16 protein-coding genes and 3 pseudogenes are annotated in these 19,421 nt (G+C 58.5%); 8 read left to right on the plus strand and 11 right to left on the minus strand.

All coding sequences use genetic code 11. From position 1 onward, the window contains the following. Positions 1-98 precede the first annotated feature (98 nt). Entirely contained in the window at positions 99-1,004 is a 906-nt protein-coding gene (locus tag BLT00_RS01295) for a LysR substrate-binding domain-containing protein (RefSeq protein ID WP_092145683.1), read from the plus strand. Here BLT00_RS01295 and BLT00_RS01300 read toward each other — a convergent pair. The 10 genes and pseudogenes from BLT00_RS01300 to BLT00_RS01345 all read right to left on the minus strand — a co-directional run. Continuing rightward, positions 987-2,147 carry an aromatic ring-hydroxylating oxygenase subunit alpha gene (locus BLT00_RS01300; RefSeq protein WP_092145684.1) on the minus strand — a complete coding sequence of 387 codons (1,161 nt, stop codon included), beginning with the start codon at positions 2,145-2,147 and terminating at the stop codon, positions 987-989. The two genes, BLT00_RS01295 and BLT00_RS01300, sit on opposite strands and share 18 nt — an antisense overlap. A gap of 36 nt (positions 2,148-2,183) precedes the next feature. After that, complete coding sequence (locus BLT00_RS01305; protein ID WP_092145686.1) at positions 2,184-3,287, minus strand: mandelate racemase/muconate lactonizing enzyme family protein; 1,104 nt, start codon at positions 3,285-3,287, stop codon at positions 2,184-2,186. Further along, positions 3,284-4,651 carry an NAD(P)-dependent oxidoreductase gene (locus BLT00_RS01310; RefSeq protein WP_092145688.1) on the minus strand — a complete coding sequence of 456 codons (1,368 nt, stop codon included), beginning with the start codon at positions 4,649-4,651 and terminating at the stop codon, positions 3,284-3,286. Before BLT00_RS01310 ends, BLT00_RS01305 begins: the two co-directional genes overlap by 4 nt. 23 nt (positions 4,652-4,674) lie before the next feature. Beyond that, the gene (locus tag BLT00_RS01315) at positions 4,675-5,604 is read right to left on the minus strand and encodes a 2-oxoglutarate and iron-dependent oxygenase domain-containing protein (protein ID WP_175456227.1); all 930 of its coding nucleotides are present in this window, start codon (positions 5,602-5,604) and stop codon (positions 4,675-4,677) included. A gap of 12 nt (positions 5,605-5,616) precedes the next feature. Next, positions 5,617-6,306, minus strand: a complete 690-nt coding sequence (locus tag BLT00_RS01320; RefSeq protein WP_092145689.1) for a class I SAM-dependent DNA methyltransferase — start codon at positions 6,304-6,306, stop codon at positions 5,617-5,619. A 655-nt stretch (positions 6,307-6,961) separates the two neighbouring features. Next, positions 6,962-7,318, minus strand: a complete 357-nt coding sequence (locus tag BLT00_RS01325; RefSeq protein ID WP_092152508.1) for a type II toxin-antitoxin system RelE/ParE family toxin — start codon at positions 7,316-7,318, stop codon at positions 6,962-6,964. Positions 7,319-7,320: 2 nt separating this feature from the next. Further along, positions 7,321-7,611, minus strand: coding sequence for a type II toxin-antitoxin system ParD family antitoxin (locus BLT00_RS01330; protein WP_092142688.1), 291 nt, complete (start codon positions 7,609-7,611; stop codon positions 7,321-7,323). Between the two features lie 36 nt (positions 7,612-7,647). After that, positions 7,648-8,442: a TetR/AcrR family transcriptional regulator gene (locus BLT00_RS01335; RefSeq protein ID WP_092142685.1), complete on the minus strand. Its 795-nt coding sequence runs from the start codon at positions 8,440-8,442 to the stop codon at positions 7,648-7,650. Next, positions 8,429-8,830, minus strand: a pseudogene (locus BLT00_RS32015) (3-hydroxyacyl-CoA dehydrogenase family protein); the annotation flags it as partial. The pseudogene BLT00_RS32015 and the gene BLT00_RS01335, both read right to left, overlap by 14 nt. Beyond that, positions 8,829-9,980: pseudogene (locus BLT00_RS01345) on the minus strand (alpha/beta hydrolase family protein); the annotation flags it as partial. The pseudogenes BLT00_RS32015 and BLT00_RS01345, both read right to left, overlap by 2 nt. A 1,193-nt stretch (positions 9,981-11,173) precedes the next feature. Between BLT00_RS01345 and BLT00_RS32365 the strand changes: the two are divergent. Together BLT00_RS32365 and BLT00_RS32370 are read left to right on the plus strand one after the other, a co-directional pair. After that, positions 11,174-11,470: pseudogene (locus BLT00_RS32365) on the plus strand (HAMP domain-containing protein); the annotation flags it as partial. Between the two features lie 57 nt (positions 11,471-11,527). After that, a complete protein-coding gene (locus tag BLT00_RS32370) occupies positions 11,528-12,328 on the plus strand; it encodes a methyl-accepting chemotaxis protein (protein ID WP_371914682.1) in 801 nt (266 codons plus the stop codon). Between the two features lie 25 nt (positions 12,329-12,353). Here BLT00_RS32370 and BLT00_RS01355 read toward each other — a convergent pair whose 3' ends face one another. Further along, entirely contained in the window at positions 12,354-13,265 is a 912-nt protein-coding gene (locus BLT00_RS01355; RefSeq protein WP_003200355.1) for a LysR family transcriptional regulator, read from the minus strand. Between the two features lie 325 nt (positions 13,266-13,590). Here BLT00_RS01355 and BLT00_RS01360 point away from each other — a divergent pair, with 325 nt between their 5' ends. From BLT00_RS01360 to BLT00_RS01380, 5 genes are all read left to right on the plus strand, one after another. Next, positions 13,591-14,529 carry a VOC family protein gene (locus tag BLT00_RS01360; RefSeq protein WP_092142676.1) on the plus strand — a complete coding sequence of 313 codons (939 nt, stop codon included), beginning with the start codon at positions 13,591-13,593 and terminating at the stop codon, positions 14,527-14,529. A 15-nt stretch (positions 14,530-14,544) separates the two neighbouring features. Next, positions 14,545-14,907 (plus strand): Rieske (2Fe-2S) protein, encoded by a 363-nt coding sequence (locus tag BLT00_RS01365; protein ID WP_092142673.1) that lies wholly within the window; start codon positions 14,545-14,547, stop codon positions 14,905-14,907. Between the two features lie 177 nt (positions 14,908-15,084). After that, positions 15,085-16,209, plus strand: coding sequence for an FAD-dependent oxidoreductase (locus BLT00_RS01370; RefSeq protein ID WP_092142671.1), 1,125 nt, complete (start codon positions 15,085-15,087; stop codon positions 16,207-16,209). A gap of 128 nt (positions 16,210-16,337) precedes the next feature. Next, positions 16,338-18,017 carry a DUF1302 domain-containing protein gene (locus tag BLT00_RS01375; RefSeq protein ID WP_092142668.1) on the plus strand — a complete coding sequence of 560 codons (1,680 nt, stop codon included), beginning with the start codon at positions 16,338-16,340 and terminating at the stop codon, positions 18,015-18,017. A gap of 12 nt (positions 18,018-18,029) precedes the next feature. Continuing rightward, entirely contained in the window at positions 18,030-19,394 is a 1,365-nt protein-coding gene (locus tag BLT00_RS01380; protein ID WP_092142665.1) for a DUF1329 domain-containing protein, read from the plus strand. Positions 19,395-19,421: the final 27 nt, after the last annotated feature.

Raw genomic sequence — 19,421 nt, forward strand, 5'->3', positions numbered from 1 at the left:
AGACATGACGGGTCCTTTATGTGATCGACCTCAAGGATTCTGATTGAGCTCGAATTGCAGTTAAAGTGACTTATGGTTACGCAGGAGGAATGAAAATTATGGATAACTTCAAACGCTCACTGCCCCCACTTTCCAGTTTGGTTCCCTTTGAAGCCGCGGCCCGTTTGGAAAGCTTTTCCAAGGCCTCGGACGAGTTGCATCTCACCCAGGCTGCGATCAGTAAACAGATTCGAGCCCTGGAAGAGTTTCTCGGTGTCGCGTTGTTTATCCGTAGAAATCGAGCCGTATTCCTGACCGAGGCGGGCGCCGAGTTTCGCGACGCAGTGCGCACAGCGTTCCTGGGAATTGCGTCGCGGGCCGAAGACCTGAAATCAGGACGACACAACAGCGAAATCGTCCTGGAGGTTCAATTGTGCGAAGCCTTCTACTGGTTGACGCCGAATATCTCTCCCTTGCACAGGAAGTACCCTGATCTGGAGGTTCGCCTCAATGCGTCCATCCAGCCCATTACCGAAGCTGCCGAAAAATTTGATATCGCCATCCAAACCTCAGGCCGGCCATCCGGCGATCACACTCTGCTGTTTACCTTAAGTGATGATGTGTTTCCGGTGTGCAGTCCCGGTTACCTGGCATCTTTGGGTAACCAGCCGCTGACCTTGCAGGCGTTAGCGGATTTGCCTTTGCTGCATCATGTCGCCACGCCCCAGTATTGGAGTACCTGGAGCGACTGGCTGGGGGAGTTCCACATCAGGGCCGGAGAACTCAAGGGCAAGTTCTACGACAGCTATCCGGTCATGATGCAGGCCTGTGTCGAAGGCCTGGGTTTCGCCCTTGGGTGGCGCCGGACCAGTGAGAAGATGCTCGCCAGTGGTGAACTGGTGCGTCCTTTCTCCGAATCGATTCATCTCCCAGAAGCCCTGAGTGTGTACAAGTGGCGTGATGAAAACCTGAGTCCGCCGGTTCGCCAGGTACTGGAATGGCTGACTTCATCCTTCGGGGAATGACCCCTCCCGGCCTGCGTGCAGCAGTCCCAACGCAGCCAGGGTTTTTTTCTGAATGTCGTGCACGGCATGTTCGCTGTTGGCTCCCAGTGCTGGGTCGACGATGAAGCGACCTTGTTGGTAGCCATCACTGTTCAGGCCGCGCTGTACACTGGCGCACAAGGGAATATCTTCTTCACGGATTACGGCGACGAAATCGATGACCTCCTGCTCTTCCTGGGAGGGTATTGCTTGTGTGCAGAACCATTCGACCACTTGAAGGGTCTTGTCGACGCTGATTGGCAGATGATGCAATACATTCATGTAGCCCCCGGGGTAGACCTCCAGGCAAAAGTTCGGCCACAGATACCATGCACCGAATTCGCGAGACCGGGCCGAGCTTTCCTTCATCGTATAGCCCTGGTTCGCACCACTGTCGCTACTGAGGTGGGCGTGATAGTGCTCGTGGATCGTCAGGTGATAACTCTTCAGGTCAAGGGTCGCCGTCGAGAGTGTGGGATGGCACATCGGGCAGTGGTAGCACTCCGAGTAGTTTTCCACGGAGACTTTCCAATTGGACTGCACGCCATATTCTTTGGAGTAGGCGTGAAAAAGCTTTTCCGGTGCTGGTGAGAAGGTTCGAATTGATGCTTCAAGGCCAGGCAGCAAGGCCTGCATAGGCCGCGCGTCCAAGTCGAAGTTGATGAATATGAAACCGCAGAATACGTCCAGGCGTACCGGTTTGAGTTGAACCTGATCCGTGCTGAAGTCTTTGAGGTGTTCGGATTTACGGGCGCTGATCAGCTGTCCACGGGTGCTGTAGGCCCAGGCATGATAGGGGCAGGCCAATAATCCAGGTACATGGCCGCTGCCTTCGACCAGTCGATGTGCGCGATGCTGGCAGACATTATGGAACGCCTGCAGCGTACCGTCCTTGTCCCGAACCACGAGAGCACTGCGCCGACCGAGATCGCGCACTCGATAGTCACCCGCGTTGGGTAGAGCGGAGATGTGACAGACGTATTGCCAGGTACGTGCAAAAATCGCTTCCATTTCCCGGTCGAACAACTGGCTGTCAGTGTAATGTTCGTTGGGTAAGGTAAAAGATGCAAAAGGGTCGATGTCGAACCCGCGAACCAAGTGCAAGGGTGAAGGGGCGCTGGTCATGGAACCTCCATGGATCAGTTTGAAAAAACGTGAAATTCATCCGTACTGTGCGACGGGATGCTCGAACTGCCGAGGGTCAAGGGCCAGTCCCAGACCTGGGCTGTCATGCAGGTAGGCACGACCCTGGCTGATTTCGAAATCCACCTCGGCCAGTCGTACCTCATGGTGTCGGCAGCAGTTCCAGCTGGCGCGATGCAGGCGGCTGGGAGTCGACGCGGCCAGGTGCATCACGGCACTGTCACTGATCTGTGTGCCGCCGACGTCTTCGATGTTCATCCGGATGCCGTGGTAGGCGCAGAAGTCCCGAAGTTGCCGGGCTTTGGTCAGGCCCCCGACGCGGCCAATCTTCAACCCTATCAACTGGGCGATGTTCTGGCGCTGGCCTTGCACCAGATCGCCAAGGGTAACGATGGATTCGTCAAGAATGATCGGGTTGCGTGTCAACTCACGCACGGCTCGGCACTGTTCCATTGATTCACAGGGCTGTTCGAAGCACACAGTTGGGTCCTTCACGCTGTTCATCACGGCGACCGCTTCCGCCACTGTCCAAGCACGGTTGACATCGAACGTGATGACCTCGCCGGGCAGTCGCTGCTCGAGCAGGTGCCGGATTTGGGCAACATCCTCATCCACCCCGATGCCGACCTTGCAAGAGTGGGTGCGATAGCCCTCACTGCGGGCGAGTGCCAGATAGTTCGCCATCTGCTCCGCGTCGTCGGTGGGGATGCTGCTTTGCAAGGCAATCGACTCTTGGAACCGGCCGCCGAGCAACGCATATATCGGCAATTGGCAATGTTTGCCCAGGATGTCCCAGCAGGCCAGATCAATTGCTGCTTTCACGTAGGGATGACCCGGTAGCATGACATCCATGCGTGCATTGATCTGATCCAGGTGCAAGGGGTTCTCCCCAAGCAGGTGTGGGGCCAATTCGTCGATGCCGGCTCGCACGCCTTTGGCGTAGGCCGGCAAGTAAGTGGCGCCCCATGGGCAACTCTCGCCGACGCCCACCAGACCGCTGTCCGTGGTGATCAGGACGATGGTGGCGTCGAGTGAGTCGTAGTGCAGTCGACCGCCGCTGAGGCTGTATTTGTTCTTGAGTGGTACATCCAGTTGGTAGACCTTGATAGAGGTGATCTTCATGGCGTGACCACTCCCTCTCGCAACCCATGCCCAACTGCCCGGGCAGGGGATGGGAAGCCCAGAATCGACTGATGAAAGATTTGTTCGATGACGGGCAGTTGCAATGCCTGCTGGAGTTCGTCAACGACTGCGATACTGTCCAGGCACGGTTCGTAGCTATCCAGGTGCTCGGCAACCCAGCTGGGGCCGCAACTCCAGTTCACCACCTGCTCGATCAGGGCGTCCGAGAGGCCCATTGCGCGGCCGATCTGACAGGCCTCGTCGAGGATGACCTTATTGATGCAGGCCAGAAACTCCACCAGGTGCGAGGCCAGTTTGATCTTGCTGTCGTCGGTGAATACGACGCCCGAATGGAACATCGGTGCGAGGGTTGGTGTGACACGGCCCAAGGCGTCTTCAACCACATCGCCGCTGTGGCGATAGTTGCGATCGGCTCCATAGGGCGAAGGGGCATGAAAATTGGGCAGGGTGAGGCACAGATCGTTTTCCCGCTCACTCAAGGCAGCCACTTTTACGTGATTGTCCTGGCTATCGAACAGCGTCCCCGCCTGGCAATAGCGCTGGGCGACGATGCGTCCCAGCGGCATTGCCACCCCCAGTTCATCGGCCAGTGCCTCGGTGAGGCTCGTGTCCTTGACGGTGATCTCCAACGTACAGGAATGATCGTAGCTGGCGTCGAATATGAACGGAGTCAGCTGGTTGCTGACAAAACAGTTTCCCCGCGAGACTTTCACGTAGTCCCACAGCCAATGCAGGGGAATATCGTTGGCCCTGGCTATGATCAGCAATTCGGCCCATACCACAGTGGCGGTGTAGAACAGCAGGTTGGTGAGCAGCTTGACCGATTGGCCGGCTCCAATTTCTCCCACATAGAAGGATTTGCGGCCCATGGTTTCAAGCATGACCTGGCTCAAGCGGTAACCGCGTTCATCACCGCCGATGTAGAAACACACATTGGCGAAATCCACGCCCATATGCGACAGGTTGCTGACGGGCGCTTCCAGGCTGAAGATGTTTTTTTGCCTGGCCAGTTCAGCGATATGACGGGTGTTGTGATAGTCGGTGGTGGATGTGTCAATCCAGACCGTCCCTTGCGCCATTCCTGCCAGGGCGCCGTGCTCGCCCGTCATGTTTTCCAGCACGTGGTGCGGTAGCGGTAGGCAGGTCACCACGATCTGGCATGTATTAGCGCACAGCGCAGGAGTGTCTTTCCAGGAGGCGCCCAACTCGATCACCGGGCGAGCATGCGTGGGGTCGATATCATGCACCTGGACCTCGTAACCCGCGTTCAGCAGACGTTCTATCAATGGACGGCCCATGTTCCCGGTACCGATGAAGCCGACTTTCGGCTTGGCAGCTTGCATATCGATTCCTCCTGATGGTGGGGTCAAGCGAGTTCGCGAGCCCTGCCAGCACCCTGGCCGGTTACCCAGATTGAGTTGAAGTTTTCAAGCATGACTTGCTGGCACGATACGACCTGGTCGCTGCCCAGAGGGTTGAACTCAGCGTCCACGTTCGGATATACAAAAAACGGCAGCGACACCCTGCCCCTGTTCGCACGGTGGATGACTTGGTGGGGTGTACTGGTAAAGAGGCCATTACTCCACTTCATCAGCATGTCCCCCAGGTTGACCACCACCTCCTGCCCGCGAGGCGGTACATGGATCCAGCGTCCTTGGGAAAAAGCGCGTAGCGCGCAGGCATCACCAGCTTCTTGGAACAACAAGGTGAATATGCCGTTGTCGGTATGTTTGCCCGCGCCACTGCGCTGGGGTGGGTAGTACAGGGCGCGCTGGATCAATACTGGGTCGGAAAAGAAGGGCTCGAAGAACCGCTTGTCCAAGCCAAGTGCAAGCGCCAGCCCTTGTAATAATCGAGGCACCACGTTGTGCATGACTTGATCCTGCAGGGCCAGCATCGTCTTGGCGAAACCGGGAGCCGTTTGCTCGTCGGGCAGCAGGTTTGGGCCGGTGAAGGGTTTTGCACAACTCACGGCCTCCCTTCCCATGTCGAAGTGCTGTTTACAATCGGGGCCGGTAGGAGCATGCAACGTCTCGCCAAAGGTATGTACATAACCCCGGCAGGTTCTTGGACTGACCTGTTGGTGGACTTGGGAAAACTGATTCTTAATTTCCAGCGGCAGGGCGAAAAACTGTCGCGTCGCAATAAACACCTGATCGATTAGATGCGGATTTATACCGTGATCAGTTAAATAAAAGAATCCGTCCTGAATACAGGTTTCCCGCAGGCGCCGCACTTCATGCGACGTATCGATAGACTCAAGCATCTCAAGTGAAATACGGTTCAAGGCTTCCATGCTCTGATCCCCTTATCGGGCAATTCTAAATGCCAGGTAGTGAGCGTGTACCTCATCTAAATAAGGAGCATTCATCAGTGACGGTAAGGGTGATATTTTTTTTGCCGCGACTAAACTATCCAGCATGCTCGCGAAGTTTTCTGCTTCATAGAACGTGCAGCGCGTGCTAAACAGTAAAAGTCCGCCTGGGGTGGTCATGCGGATAAGCTCGTGAATGGCTTCTATGGGCAGGTGCCCCTCGATGAACGCACCACAGCACAAGGTGGCGTCATACTGGTTGTCCGCAATCAATGTGTTGTGTTCGGTCAGGTCCACCCCACCGTACAGAGCCCTATACGCCTGGGTTTGACGCGCCAACCGGGTCATCGCCGGTGACAGATCGCAACCTTCTACGGCGCTAAAACCTCGCTGGACTAGCTCTTTACCCACGAGTCCGGTTCCGCAGCAGGCATCCATGATGCGCAAAGAGCTACGTAGTTGTCTGTTGTTTGCGTCCGCGTGGCCAAGAAGTGATGTCAGCAAGTCGCTGATCATAAGTGGGCCGCAATAGTTCTTTTCCGACACATCATTGTCGTAATCAACAGACCACGTTTCATAGTAGTCCCTCAGGCGAAAGTAGTCGCGATTGAAGTTCAGGGCGCGATTGACTGATGTTGGGGTGTTGACGTTGGAACTTCTAGTGACGTGATTTTCGCTGGCCATTCTGTATTCTCCGGAAAATTATTTTTCAGGTTGAATGAATCAGGGTGGTGGCGTAAGTGGGTGTTCATTCTTATTCGCCGGCCGCCGCACTGTAAAGGCCAAATAGATGACTTATCCTCCGGATTTTTCCTACATGGTTAACCAGATGTTATACATGCCGTGTATACGTGGGGCGTCAGGCAGGGATTTGACAAGGCATTTCGATTTCAAAGTACGCTTGGGTAGTCTGTCATATAATTGCACGAAATGGGCACAGCCCGAAGATTTGCCTCCGAGGGGCGATATTTCGAGGGTTGTGAGCTGACTGGTGAGCCGGGGAAGGTTGGAACGTCTATTCGGGAAGTTCATACGCTGTTGGTACTATGGGCATCACACTGCCAGCTTGATGATCGTGCATCCCCATCGGCTTTGGATAGAATCCAGAAACGTTGCTTGGAATTACCCCAGCTCTTGCCCTTGAAACACCCCGATAATAAGTCCAGAATTGAGTCTTTTCCTGCCCCGGCAAGAAAAGAAACCCCTTATATTTCAATGAGTCGGACGCCAGATACGAGTCTCGTTTCCCGCTCCAAGATTCAGAAAAAAGCCACTCAGATGAGTGGCTTTTTTTTGCCTGAGATTTATGTGCAGGAGCGTCAGCCTTTAGCGTTTGTGGTCAATCGTTGGGCAGATGCAACTGCACCTCCATGGCGTCATGGAGGAGTCGGACGATCTCAATCACGTCGCCGTCTCCCACACGATAGAACACGATATGTCGCGGACTTTTGACCACGCCATGAAGTAGTTTGGCCTGCTGGCGTGAATAGATGAGGTGATAGCTGCGAAGGCCCGGTGCAAGCTCATCACGGTCGTGGCTGCCAATGCGATAAGGCGTGTCGGCAATCGCTTGCAGCGCCGCGAGGATCAGCGCCTGGTAGCGCTGGCGTGCTTGATCGCCGAATTGCGTCTGGGAGAGCCTGAGGATGTCGACAATGTCGGCGCGCGCCGCGTTGGAAATCCGATACTGCGGCATGCTCAGTGTTTCTCCCTCGCCGGGGTGGTTGCCTCCTGGCTCAATCCCTCAAGGAAATGCTCCAGATCCCCTTCGTTCAACTGCGTGAAGCGCCCGTGCTCAAGGTCCATGATGCCGATCGAGGTCGCCTGACGCAGGGCCTCAATTTTGGCGGTGTCTTCGGCGATGCGCTGTTCCAATAGACGCAAACCTTCTCGCATCACTTCGCTGGCATTCTGATAACGGCCGGACTGCACCAGGTCATGGATAACCTGCTCCTGGTGAGGGGTGAGCACAACGTTTCGCGTCGCCATAATTAACTCCAGCTCAGGACAAGCAGGTTCTTTCGATCATTGGCATATTATGCCATTTTGCCTGCGAACACATAGTTTGGGATTTGTATCTGACGAACTGTGTCGTGCGGGCTCATCCTTGGCGCCGAACAGCGCGTGCTGACCCGGACTGCATGCGCACAAAGTCCAAAAAGGCTGTTTCCAGTCCAGCTCGAGCCAAATGCTGCACTGCCAGTGGAATGTCGACCTCGTGCAAGTTGACATGTACAGACTAAGGTGCGGAACACTCCTGCACAGCCCCCTTATCAGCCGCTCGACCAGGTGGGTATAAGTTTCATCAGTCAACGAGCGTTCCTCAAGCCAATCCGGCAGGCAGTTGAGTAGTCGCGTGATGATGGGCCCGGCTGCCGTAACTGTTTCGTGCGCGCTGAGCGTATCGCTGAACAACGTGCGCAGAAACGCATGCTCATATCTGCCGCGTTTGAGGATGATGTGTTGCTTCTGCGCGGTATCCAGATAGGCGAAACCCTGTAACGCCAGCCGAAAATGCAGGGGCCGCTCACGGTGCAGGCGCAGGTGGGCGGCAATCAGGTTCGACAGTGGTCGAGGTCCAGCGGTGCCTTGCCGCACAGGTTGCTGGACCAACAGGTGGAGTTCTTCGTAGAGCTCTTCGATCAGGTCGAACAACAGGGCTTGTTTGCTGGGGAAATGGTTGTACAGCGAGCCAGGGGCGATACCCACGTGGCGAGCCAGTTCGCGCATGCTGACCTGTCCGAATCCCTTGCTGACGAAAAGCTCCAGGGCCCGTTCTCGGATCGTGTCATACCCGCCGTGAGTTTCAGCTGTAGACATGAAAGCCACGTCCGGATTTTTTGCCTAGCAATCCTGCTGCGACCATCTCTTTGAGCAGCGGGGCAGGTCGGTATTTCGGATCGCCAAAACCTGTTTGCAGGTTATCCAGAATTCCCAGCACAGTATCCAGGCCAATGAGGTCAGCCAATGCGAGCGGCCCGATCGATTGGTTGCAGCCCAGACGCATGCTTGCGTCGATTGCTTGGGCATCGCCGTTTTCCTGAAGGACGAAAATCGCTTCATTGATCATCGGAATGAGGATTCGGTTGACCATGAAGCCCAGGCGATTCTGTGTGTGGATCGCGGTCTTGCCTAAGTGTTCGATCAGTGCCCCGGCGGTGGAACAGGTCGCGTCGCTGGTTTGTAAGCCACGGATCAGTTCCACCAGTACGACCGCCGAGCACTTCAGCCACCCAATCGGCGATGTACTGACCAGCATTGATACTGTTATCGAAACTCGAGTGCTGCACGCCGCCCTCACGTTCGGTGAAGACTTTCAGCTCGCGCTTTGGACTGTTGACCAACTGCTCGAAGGTGCGGTGTGCCCACTTCAGCGGAATCTGCGAATCCTTTTCACCGTGGGTGACCAGGAAAGGCACCTTGATGCGATCCAGGATGCCGTCCAGATGAACATTCTCGGCGATGGCCATGAACTCATCGGTGTCTTTGGCGCCCCATACCCAGGCCACATGAGACCAGTAATGCGGCACCGGGAAGCTGCCTTCCTTTTCCAGGCGACGCTTCTGTACATCACGCCAGTCATGGTTGGCACCCCACACGACGCCGCAAGCGAAGCGCGGCTCAAAGGCTACTGCGCGCGGGCAGTAGTAGCCGCCCAGTGACACACCTTCCAGGCCAATGCGTTTGGCGTCGACGTCGTCGCGGGTTTCCAGCCAGTCCACCACGCGGCTGGCCCAATGCTCACTGTCGAAACGCGCCGTCAGGTGATGCAGGCGCAGTGCTTCGCCTGTGCCCGGCTGGTCGATGATCAATGACGATACGCCTCGTTTGGCCAGCCAGGCGGGCAGGCCGACCCGGTATTTCATTTCTTTGGTGGAATCCAGTCCATTGATCTGCACCAGAATCGGCGCTGGGCCGTTGACGCCTTCGGCACGAACCAGCAGGCCGGAAATGTGTTTGCCTTCATAAGGGATTTCAACGCGCTCGCAGTTTTCTCGCGCCAGTTCGATACCGCGTTGGAAGGTGTGCAGAAAGCGCTGATACAGCTCCGTGCGACCAGGGGCACCATGGGCCTGCAGGCGTTCGCAGCTCAGGTAATAGGTCGCGGCGCGGTTGTATTTTTCACCGGCAGACAACATCCGCCCCTTACTTTCGTCTTCTTCAGCCAGGCCGCACAGCTTGTCGGCCATGTTCGCCCAAGTCTCACGGAAAGCCTTGCTGCCGGCGGCGTCCGGTTGCTTGGCGGCTTCCTGCAGCGGCGCGCACATTTCTTCGATTTCGCCGATACGGGCGCCCATTTCAATGGCCAGGTCGACGGAAAGATTCCACACGTAGTTGGTCGGGAAGTAGCGAAACATGATTGTTATTGTCCTTGTGCGAGCAATGGCAGGCGGCCAGGTCTGGCGCGGGGATGGCCAGGCGACGGTTCGAAGCAGGCTAAGGGGAGGCCAATGGTTTGGCCAATCGCGAGTCGGGATGGGAGGTATTGCGAACGCTGATAGAGCGTATGTGCGCCGTGGCCCAAGGGTTTTCTACTCACTGTTCAAGCCGCAAATCCGGATACCTATCATCGTACTTTGCGATTGCTCATAACGCGGGATGCGATTGGTGTCGTCGAGGTACGACTCATTAGAGTTGCTGCTACATCGCGCTATTGGTCGCAGTCCCGGGCGCGCACAACAACAAGAATAAGGTATCGGCAGATGAGTGAGTCCAAACCCGGCACAGCGATCAGTCTGGTCGCCAAGGGCAGGCTGTTTTTCCACGACCGTGCGAGGAGTTGGGCATGCCCGTACTGAGCCGTGTGTTTGGCAATCTATCGGTGGGGGCCAAGCTGTCGCTGGGTTTCGGCCTGGTGCTGCTGGTGACATTGGCGGTGGCAGTCACTGCTTTTCGTTCCCTGGGAGTGTTGCAGCAGCGCGGTGAACAATCGCGTCAGGAGTCGTCGATCCAAGCACTGATCCTGCGCGCGCGTATCGCCGAGAAAGCATTCGCCCTGGACCTTGCTCCACAGCGCCTGGAGCAGGTCCGCGAGTCGATCGACACACTGAACCGGCAACTCGATGCTGAGCCCGCCAATAGCGCAGTACGCACGGCCGCTGGCACGTATCTGGAGCAGTTTCTCGGCTATGCCGATTCGTTGCGTCGGGCTCGGGAGGCGCGCCTGCGCATGCAGGCACTGGCGCAGACGGCTGGTGACAGTTTTACCCTGCTGTTTCTCGATCAACTGGATGCGCTTAACACTCGGTTAGGGCAGGGGACACCACCGAGCAGCGATCAGATGGTGTTGCTTGAGCAGACGGCCGCATTGCGGGACAAGCTCGCCAAACTGCGTGACAGCGAGCTGTACTACTCGCTCGATGGCGAAGAGCGTTACCGCAGCGATTGGGAAATGAGCATGAGTGACCTGCTGGCCGCCATGCAGGCGCTCGCGCTGGATGAGCAGCAGGGCGAGTCGCTGCAGGAGGCGAGCAGGGCTTTGGGCGACTATCGCAAGGCCTTCCTCGAGTTCGTCGACAGCCGTCAGCAAAACGCGCAAAGCAGCGCGGCCATGAACGCGCAAACCGAGCAGGTAAGTCAGTTGCTGACCCAGGCCGATGAACAGCAAAGGCAGGCGGTACTGGACGATAACCGTGATGCCAATCGCCAATTGGGCTCGATCACGGTCCTGGCGCTCGTCTTGGGCATTGGCGCTAGCCTGCTGATCCGCCAGTTGATTGTGCAGCCGTTGTGCCAGGCTGTGCAGTTGGTCCAGCGCGTAGCGGCGGGGGACTTGAGCGATCCGCCGACAGACAGTGGCCGTCGCGATGAGCTGGGCCAACTGTTGGGCACTGTGGGTAGCATGCTGGGCAGTCTGCGGGGATTGGTCGGGCGCATCGACCGTGGTGTCGGCTCGCTTAATGGCATGGCCGGCAGCTTGGCCGAAGTGACCTTGAGCAACAGCCGTGGTGTCGAACACCAACGTCAGGAAACCGAGCTGGCCGCCGCCGCCATGCAACAGATGGCCGCCACAGCGCAGGAAGTCGCGCGCAACGCGGGTCAAGCCAGCGAAGCGGTGGCGCATGCCGACCAACAGGCGCGTGAAGGCGATGAGTGGGTGCGTCAGGCGAGTGACAAGATTGACCATTTGGCTGTGGAAATGGGCGGTTGTGCTGAAGCCATGCGGTCGCTATTGGTGGAGAGCGCGGCGATTGGAGGCGTGCTCGATGTGATCAAGGCGGTGGCCGAGCAGACCAACCTGTTGGCGCTCAACGCCGCCATTGAGGCCGCACGCGCGGGCGAGCAGGGGCGTGGCTTTGCCGTGGTCGCCGATGAGGTTCGCGGTCTGGCACGGCGCACCCAACGTTCGACCACGGAAATCGAAGGGTTGATCGTCCGCCTGAGCAATGTTGCCCAACAAGCCGCCAAGCGTTTGCAAGGCAGCCATGTGTTGAGTGATGAAACGGTGGTGCTTGCCGCGCAAGCCTCCCAGGCGCTGGCGCGGATTACCCGGGCGGTGTCCCGCATCGAGCAGATGAACCAGCAGATCGCTGCGGCGGCCGAACAGCAGAGCGTCGTGGCCGAGCAAGTCAGCCAGAGCATGACACGGGTGCGCGACGTGGCCGAAGGCAGTGCCAGGGAAAGCTTGCAACTGCAAGCATCAACGGCCGACTTGCAACAGATTGGCGGCGAGCTCAAAGCGGCCGTTGGGCACTTTCGCAGTTGATTCCGCCAGCGAGTAAAGGCCGCGACTACTGCTCCAGCTCGTTAATGATCTGACTGATTTTCGCCCGCAGCCAACGGTGCATCGGATCTCCCTCCATGGTCCGATGCCAGAGCATGAACTCACGCATCACCGGGATTTTCACCGGTGGTTGCACGATGCGCAGCGGCAGGTAATTGGCGTAGAGCCTGGCCATGCGCTGGAGCATCGTGGCTACACGTTGGGTGCCGACGATCAACTGCGGCAGGGTGTTGAAGTCATGGGTCACCACTTCCATGCGACGGGTGAAACCGTACTGGCTCATCAGCCATTCTTCGACGCTCAGTTGCCGGTTGCGGCCAAAAATCACCGAGACATGGCCCATCTCGATGTACTGATCGAGGCTGATGCTGTCGCCCACTAGTGTGTTGCCATCCCACACGACGCAAACGTGCTCTTCCTCGAACAGAAGCTGCGATGGGTGGCCTTCGATGAGGTAGCGCTCAGGCACGATCATCATGTCGGCCTCACCGCGCATCAGCATCTCGGTGGAGGTGTCGCCGGGGCCCAGCAGTTCGAAGGTGATGTGCGGGGCTTCCAGGGAGATCTTCTGGATCACCCGGGCAAACAGGACGCTGATCAGATAGTCCGAAGTGATCAAGCGAAAATGGCGTTTGCTGGTGGCTGGGTCGAACACCGGTTTTGCGGTAATCGAGGACTGGATCGTCAGCAGCACCTGGCGCACCGGTGCCGCCAGTTCACGGGCATAAGGCGTTGGCTGCATCTTGCGTCCCACCTGCGCCAGCAGCTCATCTTCGAAGTAGAGGCGCAGCCTGCCCAGTACGCCGCTGGTGGCGGATTGGGTCATGTGCAGGCGTTCAGCGGCGCGGGTAATGTTCTGCTCTTCCAGCAATACATCCAGCGCCACCAGGAGGTTGAGATCCAAGTGGTTAAAACGCATGGCGGTCTCGATTCTTGTATTTATTTTGTAAATACCTTCCGGCCTTCCTATCGCGGCGTCAAGTCCCGCGAGTGGGTGAATCGAACGATGACTGTCCGATTTTTCAGGCCATTTGCGCTGTGCAGCCAGGTATCGCGTTTGCCGATAGGTCGCATCCCGACAAGCGATTAGTCAGTGAGTTTGTCCCCCTTCAGTATCAGCCCACAGTCGGTTGGCGTGACGCTTGATCGACTCCAAGACCAGCCTCGGCAGCGCTCCGCCTGGCACGGCTCCTGTAAGCGGGGTGCTGGCCTGCGCTGAATAATTACAATGGAGTGGTAACTCAATGAACATCATTGGCCTTGATGCCTTGATTTTTGGCGTCGACGACATTCAAGCCTGTACCCATTGCCTGCGCGACTATGGTCTGCTGCCTGTCGATGTCGACAGCGAGGGTGGGCGTTTTGAAGCGCTCGACGGCACGGCGGTGATCATCCGTAGTGCGGACGATGCCCGTCTACCGGCGGCCATCGGGCCCGCCCCCTCGATTCGTGAAACCGTTTATGGCGTGGCTAGCGCAACTGATCTTGAGGCCATCGCCGATGAACTGGGGCGCGATCGCCCGGTGACCCGCGGTTCCGATGGTTCCGTGCACAGTGTGGACGACATGGGCTTTGCCATTGGTTTCCAGATCAGTGTGCGGCGTGCGTACAGCGCGCCAGCGGACCTGACCAATGCACCGGGCCATGCCCCCCAGCGCCCGGTCAACCAGCCGGGCATCAACCCCGATATGCAGGCTTTGCCTCGAACTTTGTCCCATGTGGTGTATTTCGTACCGGATGCGGCCAAGGCCGAGGCCTTTTACAAACGCCTGGGCTTCGTGACCACCGACACCTTTGTTGGCGCGGGCCCGTTCATGCGTCCCGCCGGTTCCGATGACCATCACTGCCTGTTCATGATCCAGACGCCACCGCACATGAAGGGTTGCGAGCACTTCACCTTTCACATGGGCAGCGGCACGGAAGTGCTGTTGGCCGGGCGTCGCTTCGAGCAACAAGGCTGGACCAGCTTCTGGGGGCCGGGGCGGCACCTCTTTGGCTCCAACTGGTTCTGGTACTTCAACAGTCCGTTGGGCTGCCACATCGAATACGACGCAGACATGGACAAGCACGATGACGCCTGGCAAGCGCGCCAGGCGCCGTTGTCGGCGGATAACTCGCAGTTGTTCCTGTTCACCTCCCGGGAAAAATGGTTCCCGAGCGGCCCGCCGCCCAAGCAGGCCTGAGTGCGGATGTCGTCCATGAGTCACGACGCTCATGTTCTCTGTCGACTGGATGAGTTGGTCGAAGGGCACGCACGCGGGTTCGATCCCCTGGGCACGGGGAAGGACAGTGTGTTCGCCCTGCGCCATGGCGGCGAGGTGCGGGTCTATCGCAACAGTTGCCCGCACCTGGAGGTGCGGCTGGAGTACCGCAAGGACCGTTTTCTCAGTGTCGATGGCAGCCAGATCGTCTGTTACGCCCATGGTGCCCGGTTCCTTCCGGACAGTGGCCTGTGCGTCTACGGGCCGTGCCTTGGGGAACGCCTGAGTGCGTTGCAGTGGCATGCAGAGGCCGATTGGCTGGTGCTCGGAGCGGGTCAGTTGGAAGCGTGTGGACCTTAGTTAACGTATCGCAGTTGCTGATACATCGTATCCCTACATGCGATTAGTCAAACGCCTGCTTTGCCGAGAAAGTGAACACAACGCGTAGCGAATGCGTGCAGAAACAGCCGGCAGTGCAGCCTGGGATCGCTCCGGCGGAGCGCTTGCGTGAATAACAAGAATAAGAGTGAGACGAGCATGAACGCAGTGAAAAAGGTGCTTATCGTCGGTGGTGGTATCGGTGGTCTGTGTGCCGCAATCGCTTTGCGTCGCAAAGGTATCGAAGTCGATCTTGTCGAGCTCAAGGCGCAGTGGACCGTCTACGGCGTTGGCATCATCCAGCAGAGTAACGTCGTGCGTGAAATGGCCAAGTTGGGTGTGTTGGACGGCTACCTGGACGCTGCCTACGCGTTCGAGGATTTGACCGTCAATACCACGGCCGGTGAACAGCTGGCGCGAATCCCCGGTCAGCGCCTGGCTGGCCCCGAGTATCCGGCCAACGTTGGCATCTCGCGCCTGGCCCTGCATCAAATCCTCAGCGAAACCACCATTGCCTTGGGCGCCTCGATTCGCTTGGGCCTGAGCGTCGAAACTCTGGAACAGGTGGGCGAGGGCGTTGATGTGCTGTTCACCGATGGCAGTCGCGGCCGTTACGACCTAGTCGTGGGCGCCGATGGCCTGTACTCGAAAACGCGCGGCTTGCTGTTCGGCGAGCAGTACTCGCCGCGCTTCACCGGCCAAGCGGTGTGGCGCTACAACTTCCCGCGCGCCGCCGGAATCGATCATCTGGCCACCTTCCAGGGACCTGCCGGCAACGCCGGGCTGGTGCCGCTGGGTCACGACCAGATGTACCTGTTCATGACTTCCCACGAGCCCGCCAACCCGAGGATGGAGGCTGCCACGCTGGCGACCCAGATGCGCCAGCGCCTGAGTGGCTTCACCGGGCTGATCGGCGAACTGCGCGAGCAAATAATCAACAGCGAACAGGTGGTCTACAAGCCGCTGGAGGTGGTGTTCGTCAGTGAGCCTTGGTACCGCGGCCGTGTCGTGTTGATCGGCGACGCGGTGCACTCCACGACGCCGCACCTGGGCCAGGGCGCCGGCATGGCCATTGAAGATGCCGTCGTGCTTGGCGAAGAGCTGGTCGCCGGCGGCAGCGTTGAGCAGCAGCTCGAACGCTTCATGACGCGCCGTTATGAGCGCTGCAAATTCATCAGCGAAAGCTCGGTGCTGGCCGGTGAAAAGGAAATGGCCCACGACAGCAGCTTCGACCGGATTGGTCTGGTCAGGCGGATGCTCGAGGTCACGGCACAGCCCATCTGAGGCGCCGACAGAACCGAATTCGCTCTCCCATGGATGCTTCATGCCTGTGCAGGCTTGGCCCGGTTCGACTGTGGGCGCCGTTTCACCAGAAGAGCTGACATACAACAACAATAAAGAGGGTTACTTCGATGGCTACTCGCAAGATCGCTGCGTCGCGGCGCGTCCCCTTCACCCTGACCCTTGCGGCCAGCCTGGGGCTTGGCGCTTCGGCTGCCCAAGCCTTTCAGATCGACACCGGCAACCCCGATCTCAGCTTGCGCTGGGACAACACGCTGAAGTACAGCGCGGCCTGGCGCCTGAAAGACCCCAGCAGCAAGCTCAGCGAGGGGCAAACGGCGTTGAATCAGAATGACGGCGATCACAACTTCGGCAAGGGGTTGATCTCCAATCGCCTGGATATTCTTTCCGAACTGGACATCGGTTATCACAACTTCGGTGCCCGCCTGAGCGGTGCGGCTTGGTACGACACCGTCTACCAGGACCGCAACGACAATAACGACGCGGCCAGTGCCAACCAGCGTTCGGTGGGCTTCGACGAATTCACCAGCGACACCCGCCATCTGCATGGCGGCGACGGCGAACTACTGGATGCCTTTGTCTACTGGAACGGTGAGCTGGCCGAGCGTGCCTTATCGGTTCGCGCGGGGCGCCACGGCCTGATCTGGGGTGAAAGCCTGTTCTTCGGCGGCAACGGCATTGCCGGTGCCATGGCCCCGGTGGACGTGGTCAAGGCGCAATCGGTGCCCAATACCCAGTTCAAGGAAATCACCCGGCCGGTCAATCAGCTCTCGACCGCCTACCAACTGACCGACGATGTGTCATTGGGCGCCTTCTACCAGTTGGAGTGGGAGGCCACCCGCTTGCCGGGCGCCGGCAGCTATTTCTCCACCAGCGATACCATCGGTGAAGGCAATGAACGGCTGATCACTGGCGGACCCTTCCCGGATTTCCTTGGCGGCAACGCCAACAGCCCGGCTGCGTTTTTCCATGGTAAGGACAAGAAAGCCAGGAGCTCCGGCCAAGGCGGCCTGCAGCTCAAGTACAACACCGGGACGACGGATTACGGTCTGTACGCGCTCCAATATCACGAGAAAACCCCAACGCTGTACTTGAAGCCGAATGCCACCGGGCCGAACTTCAGTACCGGGCAAGTCGGCGAATATTCCTGGATCTACCCGGAAGACATCCGCGTCCTGGGCGCCAGTTTTGCGACCTCCGTGGACGAGTACAGCTTTGCCGGCGAGGCATCGATGCGCTGGAACATGCCGCTGGTGTCCAACGCCCAGACCGTCCTGGCGGGTGTCGACGCGGACAACAACGATGACGCCCTCTATGCCGTCGGCCGTACGGCTCACGTCAACCTCAACGTCCTGGCATCGCTGGGCCCTTCCTTCGTCGCCAATGAAGCCAGCCTGTTAGGGGAAATCGCCTGGAACCGCCTGCTGGCCGTGACCAGGAACCGCGCAGCCCTCGACCCTAACGCCACCGATGACGGCCTGGGCCTGAAGCTGGTGTACACGCCCACCTATCGCCAGTTTTTCCCTGGCGTCGATATCAGCGTGCCGCTGGGCATCAGCTACTTCCCCATGGGCAAGTCGGCGGTGATCAGCGGGTTTGGCCCCGATAGAGGTGGGGACATGAACATCGGCGTCTCCGCCACCTACCTGGACCAAGTGACCGTAGGGCTGACCTACACCCACTTCTACGGTCCCGAGGACACCAGCCTCAACGCCGCCAACCAGTTCAACTACAAGCAGTCGTTGAAGGACCGGGACTACCTGGCTTTCTCCGTCAAGACCACGTTCTAAGAGGATTTGCGCATGACCATTCAGTTCACTCTAAAGGCCTTGTGCTTAACCCTGCTGGCCGCTGCCGCGCCGATGACCCTGGCCGCCAGCGCTGAACAAGCGGCCGCGCTGGGCAAGACCCTGACACCCTTGGGTGCCGAGAAAGCCGGCAATGCCGATGGCAGTATTCCGGCCTGGGATGGCGGCTACACCAAGGTCGATCCGGCCTACACTCCCGGTGGTAAGCGCGGCGATCCGTTTGCCGCGGACAAACCCTTGTACAGCATCACCGCCCAGAACCTGGCCAAGTACGCCGACAAGCTCAGCGACGGCACCAAGGAGCTGTTCAAGCGTTTCCCGGACACCTATCGCATCGATGTCTATCCGACCCGGCGCACGGCGGCCGCGCCGCAGTGGGTCTATGACAACACGCTCAAGAATGCGACCCGCGCCAAACTGGTCAACAGCAGCGCCGGCCTAATCCCTGAAGGTGCCTATGGCGGAATTCCGTTTCCGATTCCACAGAATGGTACCGAAGCTATCTGGAACCATGTGCTGAACTGGCGCGGCACTTCGGTGGCGGGGCACTTTCGCCACTATCTGATGACGGCCGATGGCAACCAGGTGATGACGAGCGATGGTCTATTGACTCAGGAAATGCCCTATTACTTCCAGGAGGGCGGCCCTGAAAACTACTCGGGCGACTACTGGCAGGTGCATTTTATCAATCTCGGCCCAGCGATTCGTGCCGGTGAGCAGATCCTGGGGCGTGAGAACATCAACGGTGACAAATCCCAGGCCCATGTCTATCTGAGCGGTCAACGCCGGGTACGCACGCTGCCCAACGCTTGCTGCGACACGCCGACGCCGTCCACCGCCGGGGTCATGTCCTTCGATGAGTTGAGTGTGTGGGGTGGGCGTACAGACCGGTTCGATTGGAAACTGGTGGGCAAGCAGGAGATGTATGTCCCCTACAACACCAACAAGGTGCAAAACGCTGCCCAGCCGCAGGACCTGCTCGGCAAGCACCATCTGAACCCGGAATACGTGCGCTGGGAATTGCACCGCGTCTGGGTGGTCGAGTCGACGTTGGCCGCCGGCAAGCGCCACCAGTTGCCCAAGGGCCGTTACTACCTCGACGAGGACACCTGGCAGGCCCTGCTCGGCGACCGTTGGGATGCCAGCGGCCAACTGGCCAAGACCCTCTGGTCGCTGCCTTCCGTATTGCCCGACCTGCCAGGCCTGGTGCAGCTGTCTGCCGGTTTTTATGACCTGACTTCGGGCGCGTGGTTTATCCAGAACCTCTATGCCGGATTGCCGGAACAGTATCACGCGGTTGATCGCTACAAGGCCTCGGAGTTCTCGCCGGCGGCGATGGCGGGGCGTGGCGTGCGTTAAATCTGGGCTGAGCGTGAAGGGCAGGCC

The organism is Pseudomonas sp. NFACC51 (assembly GCF_900103575.1).
Lineage (GTDB): Bacteria > Pseudomonadota > Gammaproteobacteria > Pseudomonadales > Pseudomonadaceae > Aquipseudomonas > Aquipseudomonas fluorescens_Q.